Below are 17,417 nucleotides of genomic sequence, written 5' to 3'. Positions count from 1 at the left end.
CGTTGCGCATCACAGCGGGGGTGGGAGGCGGACGATGATTCCGTCCAGCGCCGGGGACATCCGGATCTGGCAGGTCAGTCGGCTGTTGGGCTGCTCATGGTCGGCGCCATCCAGCATCAGGCGCTCGTCATCACTCTGCTCGCCGGCGGCCAGCTGCCAATGTGTATCAATGTAGCCGTGGCAGGTGCCACAGCTGCAGCAGCCGCCGCAATCGCCGACGATACCGGGCACGCGGTGGTTCAGCGCGCACTGCATCAGGCTCTCGCCGCTTTCGGCCTCAACGATGTGCTGGCTGCCATCGTGCTCGATGAAAATGATTTTGCTCATGGCTTTCGCAGGCTGCTCGGAAACGTGGATGCAGTTCAGGGAGTCACTGCTCAGGGCTGCGAAGATGGCAGGTGCACCACCATGCCCTCGATTGCTGCGGATACCAGAATCTGGCAGCTGAGGCGGCTGTTGGGACGATAGTTCTCGGAGAATTCCAAGAGCATTCTTTCGTCCTCGCACGCCGTGCCGGTCGCGTTCAGCCAAGGCTCGTCGATGTAGCAATGGCAGGTGCCGCAGACGCGGGCACCACCGCACTCGGCGATGATCCCGCGCACACCATTCTGTGTGGCGGCCTGCATCAAGGTCTGTCCGTCCACAGCATCTATGATTCGGCTACGGCCATCGTGTTCAGTGAAAGTGACCCGACGCATATGACGATCCCCTATCAGCGGCTGTCATCGCTCGCGACACGGACGACAAGCTTTCCAAAGTTCTTCCCTTCGAGAAGTCCAATGAACGCTTCTGGTGCCTTGTCGATTCCCTCGACGATGTCTTCGCGTACCTTCATCTTTCCTTCGGCCAGCCAGCCCTGCATGTCGCGAAGGAAGCTGGCGTGGTGCTCCGGATACTGGTCAATGATCACGAAGCCCTGCATCTGCACACGCTTGACCAGCAGGGGTGTCAATACTTCTGCTGCGAGCACAGGCTTGGCCGACTGATCGCCGTTGTACCAGGCGATCAGGCCGCAAAGGGAAATACGGGCAAAGTCATTGAGCAGTGGCAAAACAGCACGCAGGATCTCGCCGCCGACGTTCTCGAAATAAACATCGATCCCATCGGGACAGGCTGCCTTGAGCTCGGAAGCAAAGTTGGGCGATCGATGGTCCAGGCAAGCATCGAATCCCAGTTCGTCGACGGCATAGGCACACTTGTCCGTCCCACCCGCGATGCCCACCGCACGGCAGCCCTTAAGCTTGGCGATCTGACCGACCACGGATCCGACCGCCCCTGTGGCAGCTCCGACGACGACGGTGTTTCCGGGCACAGGCTTGCCGATATTGAGCAGTCCGTGATGAGCCGTGAACCCCGGCATTCCGAGCAGGCTCAGCGCCAGGGAGGGTTGAGCCATCTTGCGCGGCAAACGGGCCAGGGTTTCGTCAGCGGTGACGCTGAAACTTTCCCAGCCGGTATAGCCGGTGACCAGGTCACCGGCAGAAAACCCGTCGCGACGAGATTCCACAATCCGCCCCACGGTGCCACCGAACATCACTTCGCCAATCTGTACCGGATCGGCATAGGAATCGGAGTCACTCATGCGCATGCGCATGTAAGGATCAAGCGATAGATACAGCGTCTTGACCAGGACCTCGCCGTCCTTCAGTTCTCGGATCGGCGCCGTTTCGAGTCGAAAATTCTCCAGCGTTGGCGAACCATTGGGACGGCTCGCCAGTACCACGCGTTGGTTGTTCATGGTGTCATCGATAAGTGGTGGATCCGGCGGATTGCCAACTCAGACAGCAAGTTCGTACTCGGCAAGATTCGGCTCGCGCAGTTCCTTGCGGAAGCGATTGCCGCTGTACGGCCAGGCCGACGGCACTCCGTTCTTGCTCATGTACCAATTCGTGCAGCCCGTCACCCAGATGGTGTCGGGCATGGCTGCGCGAATGAAGGCGTTGAACTTTTCGGTGGCCTCCGGCGTGGGATGAAGCGTCCGGAACTTGCCGTCCCGGAACATTTCGATGCAGCGCAGGATGTAATTGATCTGCGTCTCGGAGATGCTGATCGCAGAGAAATTTCCAATCGGACTCTGCGGCCCCAGCGTGAAGAAGAAGTTTGGAAAGCCCGGCACTGCAACGGTACGCAATGCATAAGGACCTTGCTTCCAGGCCTCACTTAAAGTTCTGCCCTGGACATTGCGGAGTTCGAGTGGACGGAAATAAGCATGCGCATCAAAGCCTGTGGCAAGCGCCAGCACATCGACTTCATGCAGAACACCATCCTTGGTCACTACACCCCGGGCGTCGATATGGTCGATTTCATCGGTGACAAGGGAAACGTTTTCGCGCTGGATCGCCGGATAAAACTCCATGCTCATGACGAGGCGTTTGCATAGCGGCTGATAGTCCGGCGTGAGCTTCGCTCTCAGCGCGGGGTCCTTGACGGTATTCAGATTCCATTTGCAAAGCCAGCTCATCAGGCGTCGTTGCCAGCAGGGCTTGAGCACCGCCGCAGCAAATAGATTCTCGAACGCCACCCGGTACACATGGTGGATGATCCGCCCGACCCAGGGAAAAGCTCGTAGCAACGATTTTTCTATCTGCGAGTAGCGGCGATCCGGGAGCGGAAAGATCCATTGCGGTGTTCTCTGGAACACTTTCAGATCCAGCTTGCGCTCTGAAAGCTTGGAGATGATCTGCGCGCCGGTGGAACCGTTGCCGATAACGCCGACCCGCCTACCCTCCAGCGGCACCGAGTGGTCCCAGCGCGCGGAATGAAACTTGGCGCCCTTGAAATCGCCAAGTCCTGGAATGTCGGGATAACGCGGATGGTGCAGCAGGCCGCAGCAGGCAACCACGAAATCCGCCTCAACCACCTCGCCATCCTTGAAACGCACTGTCCAGCGCTGCCCATCGTGATCGGCCCGGGCGACTTCCTTGTTAAAAGCGATACGTCGACGCAGGTCTCGCTGCTCGGCCACGCCGAGCAGGTATTTCTGGATTTCGGCACCCTGCGGTAGGCGCGTGCTCCACTCCGGATTAGGAACGTCCTGGTAGGTGTAGTAGTGCGCCGCCACGTCGCAGCCGATACCGGGATAGGTGTTCTCACGCCAGGTGCCACCAATCTCGCTGGCCTTGTCGTAGATCTGGAAATTATCCATTCCCGACTCGATCAGCTTGATCGCCATCAGCATGCCGGACATGCCGGCACCGATGATGATGACCCGCGGTTCGCGCTTGCCGTTCACAGGACTTCGAAGATGTCGTAGACGACATTGCCGCCGCCGAAGCTACGCATCTTGCCGACCGCAACGACGTTATTCAGCCAGCCATATTTTTCCGACGGTGTCTGGAAGTAAGGTGCGCTGCGGAAATACAGCTCGCTGCCCGGAATCTCCTCGCCGCTGGCCAAGCGCTCGCCGAGACCGGGATCCATGCGCAGGATTCCGCTGTACTGCGCGTAGATCGGACAGCCGTCATCGGCTTCCATCAGCAAGCGAACATCGAGCTTCCAGTTACCGTTGTCCTGCACCTGAACCCAGTCGCCGCTCGGCGGAAGAATCTTGGCCTTGAGTCGTGGACTGTCGATCGTGGCGTCCAGCACATTGAAGATCATCAGCGAAGGAGAGATGACGACCGGCTTGGGGATACTGCCCTGAAGCGTCATCAGCCAGCGGGTTTCGAGTGTCGATTGAGTCATGGTCGGTTTACCTTTGCAGTTTCAGCGTGATGGCAGGAGATTCGATGTCATGCGAATTGGCGAACAGTCGGCCGTTAAAATTGATCGTTCAAATGGAAGCGTCGCTGGCCGCATTTGCACGGAGCACGTAGCTAGCGCTTGCGACCGCCGCGATAAAGCAACCGAGGACGGGCCGCCACATCGCGCCGGTGAACAGCGAAGTCAGCGAGTGCGCGAGGTCGGGACAATTCAGCGGAATGCGATCGGCAGACTTGCCATCACGCGGAAGAACGAGTGCGACCATTCGAGCTTGCCCTGCTCGATACGCAACCCCTTGGTTCGCTGCGCGAATTCGCTGAAGGCATGACGCGCTTCCATCCGGGCCAGGGTGTTGCCGATGCAATGGTGAATGCCACCGCCGAAGGCCTGGTGGGACACGTCCTTGCGCTCGATGTCGAATACGTCTGGATTCTCGAATCGGGCGGGATCGCGATTGGCCGAGGCCAGCATCTGCCAGATCACGGCATCCGCCGGCAGGGTTTTGCCTCCGACTTCGAAGGGTTCCTGTAGCACGCGCCAGTTGAAAAGAATCGGCGTGTCGTACCGCAGGCACTCGTTGACCGCGTTGTTGACCAGATCCGGTTGCACGCGCAGTTTCTCGGTCTGGTCCGGATGGTCCAGAAGCGCGCGCATGCCGTTGCCGATCAGGCCAATGGTGGTTTCGTAGCCGGCAATGATGATGCCGATGGCCTGGATCACCAGGGTGTCATCGCTGAGTTTGTCGGCGGAATCATTGGCCCGGATCATGGTGCTGATCAGATCGTCGCCGAGATTCTTGCGTCGTTCGCGCATCAGCGCTTCGAAGTAGTCCGCCATTGCATTGCCGGCGTCTCGCGTACGCTGCTGTACCTCAGGTGGCAGGAACTTGGCGAAGAACGCGTTGGTACGTGCTGCCGTCCATTCATTGAATTTTTCCCGGTCGCACTCCGGGATGCCCATGATCTTGCAGACCATGCGAGACGGCACGTTGTGTGCCATGTGCGGGACCACGTCCATGCCGCCGCGCTTGAGCGCCTCGTCCATGGCGTCCTTGACGGTCAACTTGACCTCGTCCTCCATCATCCGCGCGGTCTTCGGATTCAGCGTTAGCGTGGCTAGCCGGCGCAGCACCAGATGCTCGGGATCGTCCTTGTTGAGCATGAACTCGAGGAAACTACCGCGCTTGTCGAGTGGATCGAAGTTCGGCGACTCGCCATTGGACAGCGTCATACTGGTCTTGGCTGTGCGAAATATTGCAGCCACGTCGTCGTAGCGACTGATGCGCCAAGTGCCGACCGGGGTCAGGTTGACCGGATCGCGCTCACGAAGACCATGCAGCGCGGGATAGGGATCGTCGCGAAAACTCGGGGCGAAAGGGTCTGCACCGCACCAGTCTCCAGCCGATTCGGTTGCCGGTTCCGTGACGTTCGTATCGATTGCGGATGTCATGACTGCTTCTCCAATGTCGCGTATTGATCGGCTTACTGTGCAACCCAGCCGCCATCGATGGGCAAGGCTGCGCCTGTGACAAAGCTCGATTCCTGGGACAGCAGCCAGGCCACTGCATGAGCGATTTCACTCGGCTCCGCGATGCGGTTTTGAGGGGACATTGCCGCGAGTGCGGTGTCGGTGATGCCGGCCTGTTCGAGATGACGCAGGATCGCCGTGCGCACGGCGCCGGGACAGATCGCGTTCACCCGGATATTGCTGGCTGCGCCTTCCACGGCCGCTGCCTTGCTCAGCCCGACGACGCCATGCTTGGTGGCGGTGTAGGCACCCTGACCCGCCAAAGCAACTAAGCCGGACACCGAAGCGTTATTGACGATCGAGCCGCCGCTGCGGCTGCGCATGTGTTGAATCTGGTGCTTCATGCAAAGCCAGACGCCTTTGAGATTCACCGCCACGATACGGTCAAAATCCGCTTCGTCGAGGCTATGCAGCGAGATTGTCGGCACGCCGATACCGGCATTGTTGAAGGCTCCGTCGACGTGACCCAGCAGGTCCACCGAACGCTGCATCGCTTCCTCGACTTGAGCATTGCTGCTCACGTCCACGCCGAGGCCGATGCACAAGCTGCCTGACTGCCGAAGCGTTTCCGCAATGGCGGTCACTGCGGAAAAGTCGATGTCCCAGAGCGCTAGGCTCGCCCCGCGAGCAGCCAGTTCCAGTGCTGCGGCATGGCCCATCCCGGATGCTGCGCCTGTCACCACGATATGCCGCCCAGTCAGCGTGTCAGCCATGCTGCTTCTCCTCCGTCCGCTTCTGCGGATCGCATTTATTAGAGCAATTACTCTAATTAAAATAGAGAATGTGCTCTAGTTTTCAACCTGTCAAGGGGGAGCGCGATAAATTCCTTCGTGCACGCGGCGACAACCGGAAGACAAGGAATGTCTCGGTTAACCGTGGAAAACCTGGCAGCTCTACTGCATCAACTGGTCAGGGAGAGCGCTTACCGGATGGTGCACATCCACGCCGTCACTAAAGATGCGCACGATCCGGCAACGGACACGCGTCCCGTAAGCCCTACCGACTCGGGCCGTCACTATTTTGAGAGAGTCGGCCCGAAGAATGAGTCGCCGACGTAACAGATGCTTTGTGCTCAGCTTTTGTCGCGTTGCAGCTCGGCGACGAAGCGGTGCAGTTGTCGCTTGGTCTTCTGGTAGTACGCGGCGTCGAGATAGGGCGACAGCAGGAAGGAGATCTGCTCCAGGCCTCGGCCGATATCCGATTCGCCCAGTAGTTGGCCGGGCATGCTCAGTTCCGAATAACGAGGCCAGCTCACCCACACTACCCACATGGTTTCAGCGATATGTTCGCATTCGCGCACGGTCGGTCGACATAGGCCAGGTGCATCCCTTACAGCTCCCTGGATGATGAGCCGCATGTAGCTTTTCGAACGAGCGCTGAACTCCTGGTACTTCTTCGCCAGACTTTCGTCGCGACTGATGAAATCAGTGGCCGAAGCAAAAAAGAAGCGGTAGCGCCACAAGACCTTGCTGCCACCGATGTAGCAGGACACGAGCCGCTCGACCGGGATCGACTCGCCGGGCTGCACCCTTAGGACCTCATCCAGATCCCGGGTCAATCCGTCGAACAGTTCGCGCAGAATCTCCTCGCGGTTGCGAAAATGATAGTAAAGATTGCCCGGACTGATTCCGAGAAATTCTGCAATCTGCGAGGTGCCTACCGCCCCGCCGTGCTCGTTCATGAGCTTGACGGTGGCCTCGATGATCCGTTGCCTGTTACCTGGCTTCGGTTGGGATCTTGCTGACGGCATGTTCCTTTTTGTCAGTCCGGTCTTGATTGTCCTGAGATTATCGCCGTTATCGATCCGGACATCGGATCGAAACCCACCTTAAGTGCTCGCGAACCGGTCCAACCCCATCAGGACTGAAACTAAAAAATCAGAGATCAGCCTTCTCGCTTGTTGGTGCTCGTGATGGTATCGGGCATTCCCCGTTAGAGGACGGATGGCAGCTTCGGGCTACGGATTCAACCGGTAGATGCAACAGCTTGGCGATACCATCCGGCCGCTCGTTTCCGGACCTCTGGACAAAGACTCCGAGGCGCTCTGCATGGCTTCATCGGCTCAAATGCGGGGCCTCAATGGAACTCGAAGATATTTTGTTGACGATGTTACGTTAATCATGTTTACTCAAACGCATGCCCCGCCCAAAGTTCACTGACGACCAACGTGCGCATAAGCGCGACCAGATTCTGGGTGCCGCCATGTCGGTGTTCGAGAAAGAGGGTGGCGAAGACGCAATCAGCTTCCGCCGCCTCGCGACGGAACTGGGCTTGAGCTATACCGCGCCCTACCGCTACTTCGCCGACAAGCAGGAGTTGATGAATGCCCTGCGCGCCCGCGCCTTCCGCTGGATCGAGGCCGAGATGCGAGAGGCCATAGCGGGCTTGAGCGAGCCGAAGCAGCAGCTGGAATCCCTCGCGGCCGCCTACATCCGCAGCGGCATGGCTCATCCGCACCGCTACGCGCTTATGTTCTTTGCTCTCGACCAGCTCGAGGTGGCAAAGCGTTCGATAGAGCTGAAGGCTGCCAAGCGTGATGCGCTGGATGTGTGCACTCAGGTCATTGCCGCTGGCCAGGCACGCGGCGACTTTCCACGGGCCTTCGACCCGCTAACGGCCAGCCATCTGTTCTGGATTGGTGCACACGGTCTGGTGTCGCTGCAGGTGGCCGGGCAGTTCGTGATGGGTCGCGATGTGCAGGTGCTTGTGCCCACGTTGATCCACGCGCTTCGCACCGGCATGGAGCACGCCGATGCCGCAGAAACAGTCCCTACCAAGGAGAAACGTCATGGTTGAAGCCCCAAACGGCCTGGCCCCGCTGGCGATTGAGCCCACGCCCGTTCCGCGTCGGATCGCCTTCGAGTTTCCCGACGACATCGACCCCCAGTGGATCCCGGGCAAGCCCGAGCTGGCCGCGATGATGAACGGCGGATCGCTGACCATGCCGTATCTCGAACCGTTTCTGATCCGCACCGTGCGTGAGGTCACGCAGCTAATCGGCGATGAGCACCTGAGCGAACAGGGCCGCGTCTTCAACATCCAGGAGCAGCATCACTACCAGGTCCATCGGCGCTTCAACGAGATGCTGAAAGCCAAGCGCTACCCGGAGCTTGCCGCCATCGAGCGCGACATGCAGGCGGCCTATGCACGCCTCGCCCAGCGTCCACTGCGCACCCGCATGGCCTACACCGCGGGCTTCGAGTCGATGACCCTGGGCGTGACCAAATGGCTCATCGAGCAGCGCGTGGCCTTGTTCAAGGATGCGGACACGCGCGTGGTGTCCTTCGTGCTCTGGCACATGGTGGAAGAAACAGAGCACAAGTGTGTGGCCTTCGATATCTATCAAGCGGCCTTCGGCCGAAGCCTGAGCGGCTACCTGGCGCGGGCCTATGGGGTCTTTCACGGCTCGCTGCAAGTGATGTGGTTTTCGATGCGCGCCTATAAGGCCATGTTGCAGCATGAAGGCCTGTGGCGGCAGCTGCGCTCGCGGCTGCGGTTGGCCCGGCACATCACCTCTTTCATTCGCCACGTCGGCCCCTACCTGCTGCGCGCCGCGCTGCCTGGTCATTCGCCACGCAGCGAGAAAGATCCGCAATGGGTACTGGACTGGATCGCCGGTCACGGTGCCGCGCCGCTGGATCAGATCCCCCTGCTGGACACTCACTCGCCGCAGATTCCTGTCCCCTATTCCCAGTCGCTGGCCAAGGCCGCCTGAACACACATAACGACCGGTACAACAAAAGGAGAGCGCGGTGAATAACGAAACGTGGGTGGTCGCGGGCCAGGGACTATCGAGCCGTATCGGCGGCAAGCTGCTGGTGCATTGCTTCGTGATGATGTTTCTGGGTTTCTGCGGAGGTTTTGTCTGGCTGATCGCACTCGCCGACAACGTGCTGCACATCTTGCCTATGCCGCGCTTCGAGATACCGGTGCCCGACCAGAAGGAGCTGCTGCGCAACGCCCACGTCGGCCCCTTGATGAACTCCATGTATGTGATGGCGATGGTGCTCTTGAGCTCGCGGCTGCACTTCAGCATGCGGCAGGCCCAGTGGTTCTACTACGCGGCGATTGTGATGCTGTGGGGCAACGCCATCGGCTACGCGACCGCCGTCTATGCTCCGGAACGCGGCCTGCAGCCCATCGGTGACTGGCCCAATCTGGTGAGCTACGGCACGTTCTATGTGGCGGTGATAGGAGCCACGATCACGACAGGTATTTGCCTGACGAACGCACTGCGAGCAGCTCGAGGCTGACCCATCCTGCTTCATCAGGCGTCAAACGACCTTTTCAGAGATCTTCAGGGACCGATCGGTGAGCGATGCGTGCAGCCGGCTGTAGCCGTAGCACCCTCCCGAGCGACCTAAACGGTAATCGCGGCCGGAAAATCTGTGGGGGCATTTGTGGGGGCACAGAGCGAAAATGCCGTCTGACCCACAATGCACAATCATCTTAAGCGATTGATTTATATGGTCGGAGAGACAGGAATCGAACCTGCGACCCCCTGCTCCCAAAGCAGGTGCTCTACCAAGCTGAGCTACTCTCCGACTGGGCGCGCAGTCTAACCGTTTTGGTGGCCGGATTTGGCACTCAGCCCGGAGATATTTCAGATTGGCGCTGCGTTCAGGTTCGTCCGGCGCTCGCGGCGGCGGCGGCGCCAGCCGGTGATCTTCTCGAAACCGAGGTAGACGATCGGGGTGGTCAGCAGGGTCAGCAGCTGACTCAGCAGCAGACCCCCGATGATCGCGACGCCGAGCGGCTGACGCAGTTCCGAGCCCGTGCCCAGGCCGATCGCCAGCGGTACGGCGCCGAATACGGCGGCCATGGTCGTCATGGTGATCGGTCGGAAGCGGGTCATGCAGGCTTCGAAGATCGCGTCGCGCGGGCTCATGCCGCGGTGGCGCTGGGCTTCCAGCGCGAAATCGATCATCAGGATGGCGTTCTTCTTGACGATGCCGATCAGCAGGATGATGCCGATGATCGCGACCAGGGACAGTTCCATGTCGAAGGCCAGCAGCGCCAGCAGCGCGCCGATGCCGGCCGAGGGGATCGTCGACAGGATGGTCAGCGGATGCACCCAGCTTTCGTAGAGCATGCCGAGCACGATGTAGACCGCGAGCAGCGCGGTGAGCAGCAGGATCGGGAAGGCATCGAGGCCGCTGGCGAACAGCGCGGCACTGCCGCCGAAGCCGCCGCGTATCTCGCCCGGCATCTGCAGATCGACCATCGCCTTGCCGATCTGCGCTTCGACCTGCGGCAAGCTGGCGCCCGGCATCAGATTGAAGGTCAGATTGACGACGGTGAACTGGCCTTCGTGATTGATCGACAGCGGCGCGGTGCCGAACTCGAAGCGGGCGATCGCCGACAGCGGCACCGCGACACCGGACGGCGTGGCCACCTGGATGCGGGCCAGTTCGGAAGGATCCTGCTGCTCGTCCGGCGTGGCTTCGAGGATTACCCGATGGGTGTTGGTACGGTCGTAGATCAGCGCGATCTGGCGCTGGCCGAAAGCGTCGTACAACGCTTGGTCGACGGTGGCCGGACGCAGGCCGAGACGTGACGCAGCATCGCGATTGACGATGACATTCAACTGCAGCGCGCCGGTTTCCAGATCGGAGGAAACGTCGACCAGCTGCGGCATCTTCTTCAGGCGCTCGACCAGCTTCGGCGTCCACTCGTACAAGTCCTTCGCTTCGGGCGCGCGCAACGCGTACAGGTATTGCGAGCGGCCGGAGCGGCCACCGGCGCGCAGATCCTGCACCGCCTGCAGATACATCTCGATGCCTTCGACTTTCGCGGTCTTCGGCCGCAGCCGTTCGATGACCTTGTCGGCGCTGATCTTGCGGCCCTGCTCAGGCGTCTTCAGGTTGATGAACATGCGCCCGGAATTCGAGGCGCCGCGGCTGCCGCCGACGAAGTACACCGCCGACTGCACGGCCGGATCGGCGAGCACGACATCGGCCACCTTCAGGGTCTTTTCGGCGATCGCCGCGAACGAGGTGTCCTGCGCGGCCACCAGATTGCCGGAGATGAAACCGGTGTCCTGCTGCGGGAAGAAGCCCTTCGGCACGATCGTGTACAGGTAGCCGGTGAGGAACACGGTGCCGAGCGTGAACAGCGCCATGATCCGCGTGTGGCGCAGCGCCCAGAGCAGCAGCACCCGATAGCCGGACAGCAGCCAGGCCAGGCCGGCTTCCAGGCCGCGTTCGAGCCGGCCCGGCACGCGCTCATGATTTTCGGGGCGCAGAAACTTCGCGCACAGGGTTGGCGTCAGGGTCAGCGAGATCAGCGCCGATACCGCGACGGCAACCGCCAGGGTTACCGAGAACTCGCGAAACAGCCGGCCGGGAATGCCGGCCAGGAACAGGATCGGGATGAACACGGCGATCAGGGACACGGTGATCGACAGCACCGTGAAGCCGATTTCCTTGGCCCCGCGCAGCGCGGCATCCCGCGGCTTCTCGCCGGCCTCGATATGGCGAACGATGTTCTCGATGACCACGATCGCATCGTCGACGACGAAACCCACCGACACCGTCAGCGCCAGCAGCGACAGGTTGTCGAGGCTGTAGTCGAGCAGCCACATCGCCGCGAAGGTCGCAGCCAGCGCCAATGGCACGGTGACGCCGGCGATCGCCGTCGGCACGCCCCGGCGCAGGAACAGGAACATCACCAGGATCACCAGCGCGGTCGACAGCACCAGCGCAATCTGGACCTCGTCGACCGAAGCGCGAATGGTCTGCGTGCGATCGGCCTGGATCGACAGCTCGACACCCGGCGGCAGGCTGGCGCGCAGGGCCGGCAGCTGATCGAGAATCTGGTCGACGGTCTCGATGACGTTGGCATCGGCCTGCTTGCGGATGAACACCAGCACCGCGCGCTTGCCGTTGTACCAGCCGGCCAGGCGGGCGTTCTCCTGGCCATTGATGACCGTGGCGACCGAGGACAGCGGAATCGGCACGCCGTCACGGGTGGCGATGATGGCATTGCGGAAATCCTCGACGGTGGCCAGCTGATCATCGGCATCGATGACCCAGGTCTGCGCCTCGTCGCTCAAGGAGCCCTTGGCGCGATTGACGGTCAGCGCGTTGACGGCGGTGCGCACCGTCGCCAGCGACAGGCCCATCTGCGCAAGCTGCGCCGGGTTCGCCTGGATGCGGATCGCCGGCTTCGCAGCGCCGGAGATCTGCACTTCGGCAACACCTTCGACCTGCGACAGACTCGGGTTCAGCTGGTTGTCGGCGAACTCGTAGACCTTGTCCAGGCCGACGGTATCGGAGGTCAGCGCCAGGATCAGGATCGGTGAATCGTTGGGATTGGCCTTGCGCCAGGTCGGCGGCGCCGGCAGGCCCGCAGGCAGATCGGCGAGCGAGGCATTGATCGCCGCCTGCACGTCCCGCGCGGCACCATCGATGTCGCGATCGAGATCGAACTGCAGCACCACGGTGGCGCTGCCCAGCGCGCTCGACGAAGTGATCTCGTTGACGCCGGGAATCTGCCCGAAGCGCCGTTCCAGCGGCGCGGCCACGGTCTGCGCCATGGTTTCGGGCGAAGCACCCGGCTGCTGGGTCGAGACAAAAATGATCGGAAATTCCACCTGCGGCAGCGGGGCCACCGGCAGCCGCGCGTAGGCGATCACGCCGAGCAGGAAGATGCCGATCGCCAGCAGCGAAGTGCCGATCGGCCGCGCGATGAAGGGCGCGCTGAGGTTCACTTCAGGTGCACCACCGCGCTCGGTTCGGCTTCGCCGTCCTTGCGGCTGAAGCGCTTGGCCAGCTTGTCCATCGCCAGATAGATGACCGGCGTCGTGTACAGGGTCAGCATCTGGCTGAGGATCAGGCCGCCGACGATGGCGATGCCGAGGGGATTGCGCAGCTCCGAGCCAGTACCCGATTCCAGCGCCAGCGGCAGCGCGCCGAGCAGCGCGGCCATCGTCGTCATCATGATCGGCCGGAAACGCAGGCAGGCCGCTTCGAAGATCGCCTCATGCGGCGGTTTGCCCTGATCGCGCTCGGCCTCCAGAGCGAAGTCGATCATCATGATCGCGTTCTTCTTGACGATGCCGATCAACAGCACCACACCGATCAGCGCCACCACCGAGAAGTCCTGCCCGGTCAGCAGCAGCGCCAGCAGCGCGCCGACGCCGGCGGACGGCAGGGTCGACAGGATCGTGATCGGGTGGATGTAGCTCTCGTAGAGCACGCCAAGCACGATGTAGATCACGACAATGGCCGCCAGGATCAGCCAGGGCATGCTGGCCAGCGAAGTCTGGAATTCGGCGGCACTGCCGGAGAAGCTGCGCTGCACCGAGGTCGGCAGGCCGATCTCGGCGGCCGCTGCATCGATCGCCGGCAAGGCGTGGCTCAGTGACTGTCCGGCCGCGAGATTGAACGACAAGGTGGCCGCCGGCAGCTGGCCGAGATGGCTCAGCACCAGCGGGCCGCGCACCGTCGTCGCCGTCGCCACCGCGGACAGCGGCACCAGGCTCCCGGTGGTCGATTTCACATAGAGCTGATCGAGCGCATCGGGCCGCTTGCGGAACTCCGGAGGCACTTCGAGCACCACCCGGTACTGGTTGATCGCGGTGAAGATGGTCGTCACCTGGCGCTGACCGAAGGCGTCATACAGCGTGTCGTCGATCGCCTGCACCGGCACACCGAGGCGGCTGGCGCGATCGCGCTGGATGTCGAGCTTCAGGTACAGGCCATCGACCTGCTGATCGGTGGTGACATCGGTCAACTCGGGCTGGCGTTTCAGCGCATCGATGAACTTCGGCGTCCACTCGGCCAGCTCGGCGGCATCGAGGCTTTTCAGCACCAGTTGAAACTGGGTACGGGCGATGCGGCTGTCGATCTGCAGATCCTGCACCGGCTGCATGAACAGGGTGATGCCTTCGACATTGGCGGCGAGCCGCTTCAGCCGGCGAATGACGCCATCGGCACTCGTGCTCCGTTCGCCACGCGGCTTCAGCACGATGTTCAGGCGGCCGGTGTTCAAGGTCGGATTGATGCTGCCGGAGCCGACGAACGCGGCAACGCTCTTCACGTCCGGATCGACGCGAATCGCCTCAGACAGCGCGAACGTACGCGCCTGCATCGCCGGGAACGAGATGCTCGCCTCGGCTTCGGCAACGCCGACGATCACGCCAGTGTCCTGCTGCGGCAGCAGGCCCTTGGGAATGCTGATGAACAGCCAGGCGGTGGCGATCAGGGTGAGGCCGAAGACCAGCAGGGTCTGCTTCGGCCTTGCCATCACCCAGCGCAGGCTCCGGGAATAGCCATCGAGCAAGTTGTCGAACTGCCGCTCGCTCCACTGGAACAGCTTGCCGTGCTTGGCATTCGGGTCTTCGGCCTTGAGCAGCTTGGCGCACATCATCGGCGTCAGGGTCAGCGAGACGAAGGCCGACAAGGTCACGGCGATGGTCAGCACCAGCGCGAATTCGCGGAACAGCCGGCCGATGACGCCGCTCATGAACAGTAGCGGGATGAACACCGCGATCAGGCTGACGGTCAGCGACACCACGGTGAAGCCGATCTGCTTGGCGCCCTTGCGCGCCGCGGTTTCCGGGTCTTCACCGGCTTCGATGTAGCGGACGATGTTCTCGATCATCACGATCGCATCGTCGACGACGAAACCGGTGGCGATGGTCAGCGCCATCAGGCTCAAATTGTCGAGCGAGAAGCCGCACAGCGCCATGACGCCGAAGGTGCCGATGATCGACAGCGGCAGCGCCACGCTGGGGATCACCGTCGCCCACAGCTTGCGCAGGAACACGAAGATCACCATCACCACCAGCACCACGGTGAGCATCATCGTGAACTGCACGTCGTGCACCGAGGCGCGGATGGTTTCGGTGCGATCGGCGAGCACTTCAAGATGGATCGACGCCGGGATGTTCGCGGTCAGCTGCGGCAGCAGCGCCTGGATGCGCTGCACGGTTTCGATGATATTGGCGCCGGGCTGGCGGCGGACATCGACGAGCACCGCGCTGCGGGCACCGACCCAAGCCGCGAGCTGTTCGTTCTCGATACCTTCAATAACCGAGGCGATGTCGCTCAGGCGCACCGGCGCACCATTGCGGTAAGCAATGATCACCGGCTTGTATTCGTCCGCCGAAATGATCTGGTCATTGGAGCCGATCGTGAAGCTCTGCTTCGGGCCATCGAAGCTGCCTTTCGGCGCGTTGACGTTGGCCTGCTGAAGCGCGGTGCGGATGTCTTCCAGCCCCAGCTGCAGCCCGGCCAGCGCGGTCGGATTGGCCTGGATGCGCACCGCCGGCCGCTGGTTGCCCTGGATCGACACCAGACCGACGCCACTGACCTGCGACAGCTTCTGCGCCAGCACCGAATCGGCGAAATCAGCGACCTGGTTCTGCGGCAGCACTTCGGAGCTGATCGCCAGCTGCAGGATCGGCGCATCGGCCGGGTTGACCTTGTTGTAGACCGGCGGATACGGCAGGTCATTCGGCAAGGTGCCGCGCGCCGCGTTGATCGCTGCCTGCACGTCCTGCGCGGCATTGTCGATGTCGCGGTCGAGCACGAACTGCAGCGTGATCGTCGACAGGCCGAACGCCGAGTTCGAGTTCATCGACGACATGCCGGCGATGGTGCCGAACTGCCGCTCCAGAGGTGTCGTCACCAGCGATTCGATCACCTGCGGGCTGGCGCCCGGCAACTGCGTGGTGACCTGGATGGTCGGGAAATCGACGTCCGGGAGAGCCGCGATCGGCAAGCCGCGATAGCCGAGTGCACCGAGCAGCAGCACCGCGATCATCAACAGCGTGGTCGCGATCGGGCGCGAGATGAAGGGCTCGGAGACGCTCATGGCTGGGTCGCTCGTCCGAAGCTGGTCGGTAGGCTCAACGTGACGCCGCTGCGCCAGCGCCTGCGCGCTCACTAGCCTTGCCGGCAGCCTTGGCATCCGGTGCCGGATCGCTGGCCAGACGAATCTTCGAGCCCGGCTGCAGGCGGTACTGGCCCTCGACGACGATGCGATCGCCGTCGTTCAAACCCTTGGCGATCAGCGCCGTGCCGTTCTCGCTGCGGGCGACGGTGACGTCGCGCTTGTCGGCGATGCGGGCGCCCTGGTCGTCGGTCTTCTCGACATAGACGAAGTCGCCGTTCGGGCCGCGCTGCACGGCGCTGGCGGGAATCACCAGGCCGTTCTTCTCGGTGCGCACCAGCAACCGCATGTTGACGAACTGGCCCGGCCACAGCGCGCGATCCTGGTTGGCGAACGTCGCTTTCATGCGGATGGTGCCGGTGGTCTGGTCGATCTGGTTGTCGACCACGGTCAGCTCGCCGGTGGCGATCTGCTTGCTGTTGTCGCGATCGAAGGCCAGCACCTTGACGCCTGACTTCCCCGCTCCGCCCGCGGCGCGGATATCGGCCAGGCTCTGCTCGGGCAAGGTGAACACCACCGAGATCGGCATCACCTGGGTGACCACGACGATGCCGGTGCTGGTGCCGGCGTCGACGATGTTGCCGACATCGACCAGCCGCAGGCCGGTGATGCCGGAGATCGGCGCGGTGACCCGCGCGAAGCCGAGCGAGATGCGCGCGCTCTGCACGGCGGCCTCGTTGGCGCGCACGGTTGCTTCGGTCTGGGCCACGGTCTGGGCCTGGGTGTCGAGCTGCTGCTTCGACACATAGCCATCGCCCACCAGTTCGCTGAAGCGCTGCAGATCGCGTTTGGCGGTATTCAGCAGCGCCTGGTTCTGGGCTTTCTGCGCCTGGGCCTGCTGCAGCTGCGCCTCGAAGTTGCGCGGATCGATCTGCGCCAGCAGCTCGCCGGCCTTCACCGTCTGGCCTTCCTCGAAGGCCACCGAAACCAGCTGGCCGCTGACCTGCGGCCGCACCGTCACCGTGTTGAACGCCTGCACGGTGCCGAGGCCATCGAGATAGATCGGCACATCGCGGCGGCCGACATCGGCGATCAGCACCGGAATCGGCCCATTCGCGCCGGAGTGACCGCCCTTGCCCGCGCCGGGCTCGGCCGCGCTGCCAGCGGCGGCCTCATGACTGGCGCCGGACGCGGCCGGCTTGCGCAACACGAAATACCCGGCCAGCAGGGCAATCGCGCCCAGCACCAGCGCGACGGCAATGACTCTGCGCATGCGTTTGTTCTCATCCATCAGAAAGTTTGCTTGCCATGAAGCCGGCCCGCACCCAGCGGGGTGCGATTGAGCCGGT

General features: G+C 62.2%; 14 protein-coding genes and 1 tRNA gene. 3 read left to right on the top strand and 12 right to left on the bottom strand.

The features are described 5' to 3' along the window. Nucleotides 1-9: 9 nt before the first annotated feature. From G513_RS0114200 to G513_RS25025, 8 genes are all read right to left on the bottom strand, one after another. Nucleotides 10-327, bottom strand: a complete 318-nt coding sequence (locus G513_RS0114200) for a 2Fe-2S iron-sulfur cluster-binding protein (protein ID WP_022977519.1) — start codon at nt 325-327, stop codon at nt 10-12. 50 nt (nt 328-377) lie between these two features. Beyond that, complete coding sequence (locus tag G513_RS0114195) at nt 378-698, bottom strand: 2Fe-2S iron-sulfur cluster-binding protein (RefSeq protein WP_022977518.1); 321 nt, start codon at nt 696-698, stop codon at nt 378-380. Nucleotides 699-712: 14 nt separating this feature from the next. Continuing rightward, entirely contained in the window at nt 713-1,738 is a 1,026-nt protein-coding gene (gene curA / locus G513_RS0114190) for an NADPH-dependent curcumin/dihydrocurcumin reductase (RefSeq protein WP_022977517.1), read from the bottom strand. A 39-nt stretch (nt 1,739-1,777) separates the two neighbouring features. Next, nucleotides 1,778-3,232 (bottom strand): flavin-containing monooxygenase, encoded by a 1,455-nt coding sequence (locus G513_RS0114185; RefSeq protein ID WP_022977516.1) that lies wholly within the window; start codon nt 3,230-3,232, stop codon nt 1,778-1,780. Further along, entirely contained in the window at nt 3,229-3,684 is a 456-nt protein-coding gene (locus G513_RS0114180) for a DUF3237 domain-containing protein (RefSeq protein ID WP_022977515.1), read from the bottom strand. The genes G513_RS0114185 and G513_RS0114180 overlap by 4 nt, the downstream gene beginning before the upstream one ends. Before the next feature lie 228 nt (nt 3,685-3,912). Next, on the bottom strand, nt 3,913-5,151 hold the full coding sequence (locus tag G513_RS23150; RefSeq protein ID WP_022977514.1) for a cytochrome P450: 1,239 nt from the start codon (nt 5,149-5,151) through the stop codon (nt 3,913-3,915). Between the two features lie 32 nt (nt 5,152-5,183). Next, nucleotides 5,184-5,942 carry an SDR family NAD(P)-dependent oxidoreductase gene (locus G513_RS0114170; protein ID WP_022977513.1) on the bottom strand — a complete coding sequence of 253 codons (759 nt, stop codon included), beginning with the start codon at nt 5,940-5,942 and terminating at the stop codon, nt 5,184-5,186. 359 nt (nt 5,943-6,301) lie between these two features. Further along, nucleotides 6,302-6,979 carry a TetR/AcrR family transcriptional regulator gene (locus G513_RS25025; protein WP_022977512.1) on the bottom strand — a complete coding sequence of 226 codons (678 nt, stop codon included), beginning with the start codon at nt 6,977-6,979 and terminating at the stop codon, nt 6,302-6,304. 386 nt (nt 6,980-7,365) lie between these two features. On the opposite strand from G513_RS25025, the gene G513_RS25020 reads away from it, so the two are divergent. The 3 genes from G513_RS25020 to G513_RS0114150 are packed head-to-tail and all read left to right on the top strand — an operon-like array spanning nt 7,366 to nt 9,482. Further along, nucleotides 7,366-8,025 (top strand): TetR/AcrR family transcriptional regulator, encoded by a 660-nt coding sequence (locus G513_RS25020; RefSeq protein WP_022977511.1) that lies wholly within the window; start codon nt 7,366-7,368, stop codon nt 8,023-8,025. Continuing rightward, on the top strand, nt 8,018-8,944 hold the full coding sequence (locus G513_RS23135) for a metal-dependent hydrolase (protein ID WP_022977510.1): 927 nt from the start codon (nt 8,018-8,020) through the stop codon (nt 8,942-8,944). The genes G513_RS25020 and G513_RS23135 overlap by 8 nt, the downstream gene beginning before the upstream one ends. A gap of 37 nt (nt 8,945-8,981) precedes the next feature. Beyond that, nucleotides 8,982-9,482: a styrene oxide isomerase gene (locus tag G513_RS0114150; protein WP_156891684.1), complete on the top strand. Its 501-nt coding sequence runs from the start codon at nt 8,982-8,984 to the stop codon at nt 9,480-9,482. Between the two features lie 214 nt (nt 9,483-9,696). On the opposite strand, the gene G513_RS0114145 is transcribed toward G513_RS0114150, so the two are convergent. From G513_RS0114145 to G513_RS23130, 4 genes are all read right to left on the bottom strand, one after another. Then, nucleotides 9,697-9,773 (bottom strand) — tRNA-Pro (locus G513_RS0114145). A 59-nt stretch (nt 9,774-9,832) separates the two neighbouring features. Further along, the gene (locus G513_RS0114140; protein WP_022977508.1) at nt 9,833-12,940 is read right to left on the bottom strand and encodes an efflux RND transporter permease subunit; all 3,108 of its coding nucleotides are present in this window, start codon (nt 12,938-12,940) and stop codon (nt 9,833-9,835) included. Further along, nucleotides 12,937-16,050: a multidrug efflux RND transporter permease subunit gene (locus G513_RS0114135; protein ID WP_022977507.1), complete on the bottom strand. Its 3,114-nt coding sequence runs from the start codon at nt 16,048-16,050 to the stop codon at nt 12,937-12,939. Before G513_RS0114135 ends, G513_RS0114140 begins: the two co-directional genes overlap by 4 nt. Nucleotides 16,051-16,084: 34 nt before the next feature. Next, nucleotides 16,085-17,359, bottom strand: a complete 1,275-nt coding sequence (locus tag G513_RS23130) for an MdtA/MuxA family multidrug efflux RND transporter periplasmic adaptor subunit (RefSeq protein ID WP_022977506.1) — start codon at nt 17,357-17,359, stop codon at nt 16,085-16,087. Between the last annotated feature and the right edge of the window lie 58 nt (nt 17,360-17,417).

Source organism: Nevskia ramosa DSM 11499 (assembly GCF_000420645.1).
GTDB classification, from domain to species: Bacteria; Pseudomonadota; Gammaproteobacteria; order Nevskiales; family Nevskiaceae; genus Nevskia; species Nevskia ramosa.
This window is presented reverse-complemented; position numbering and strand designations above follow the sequence as displayed.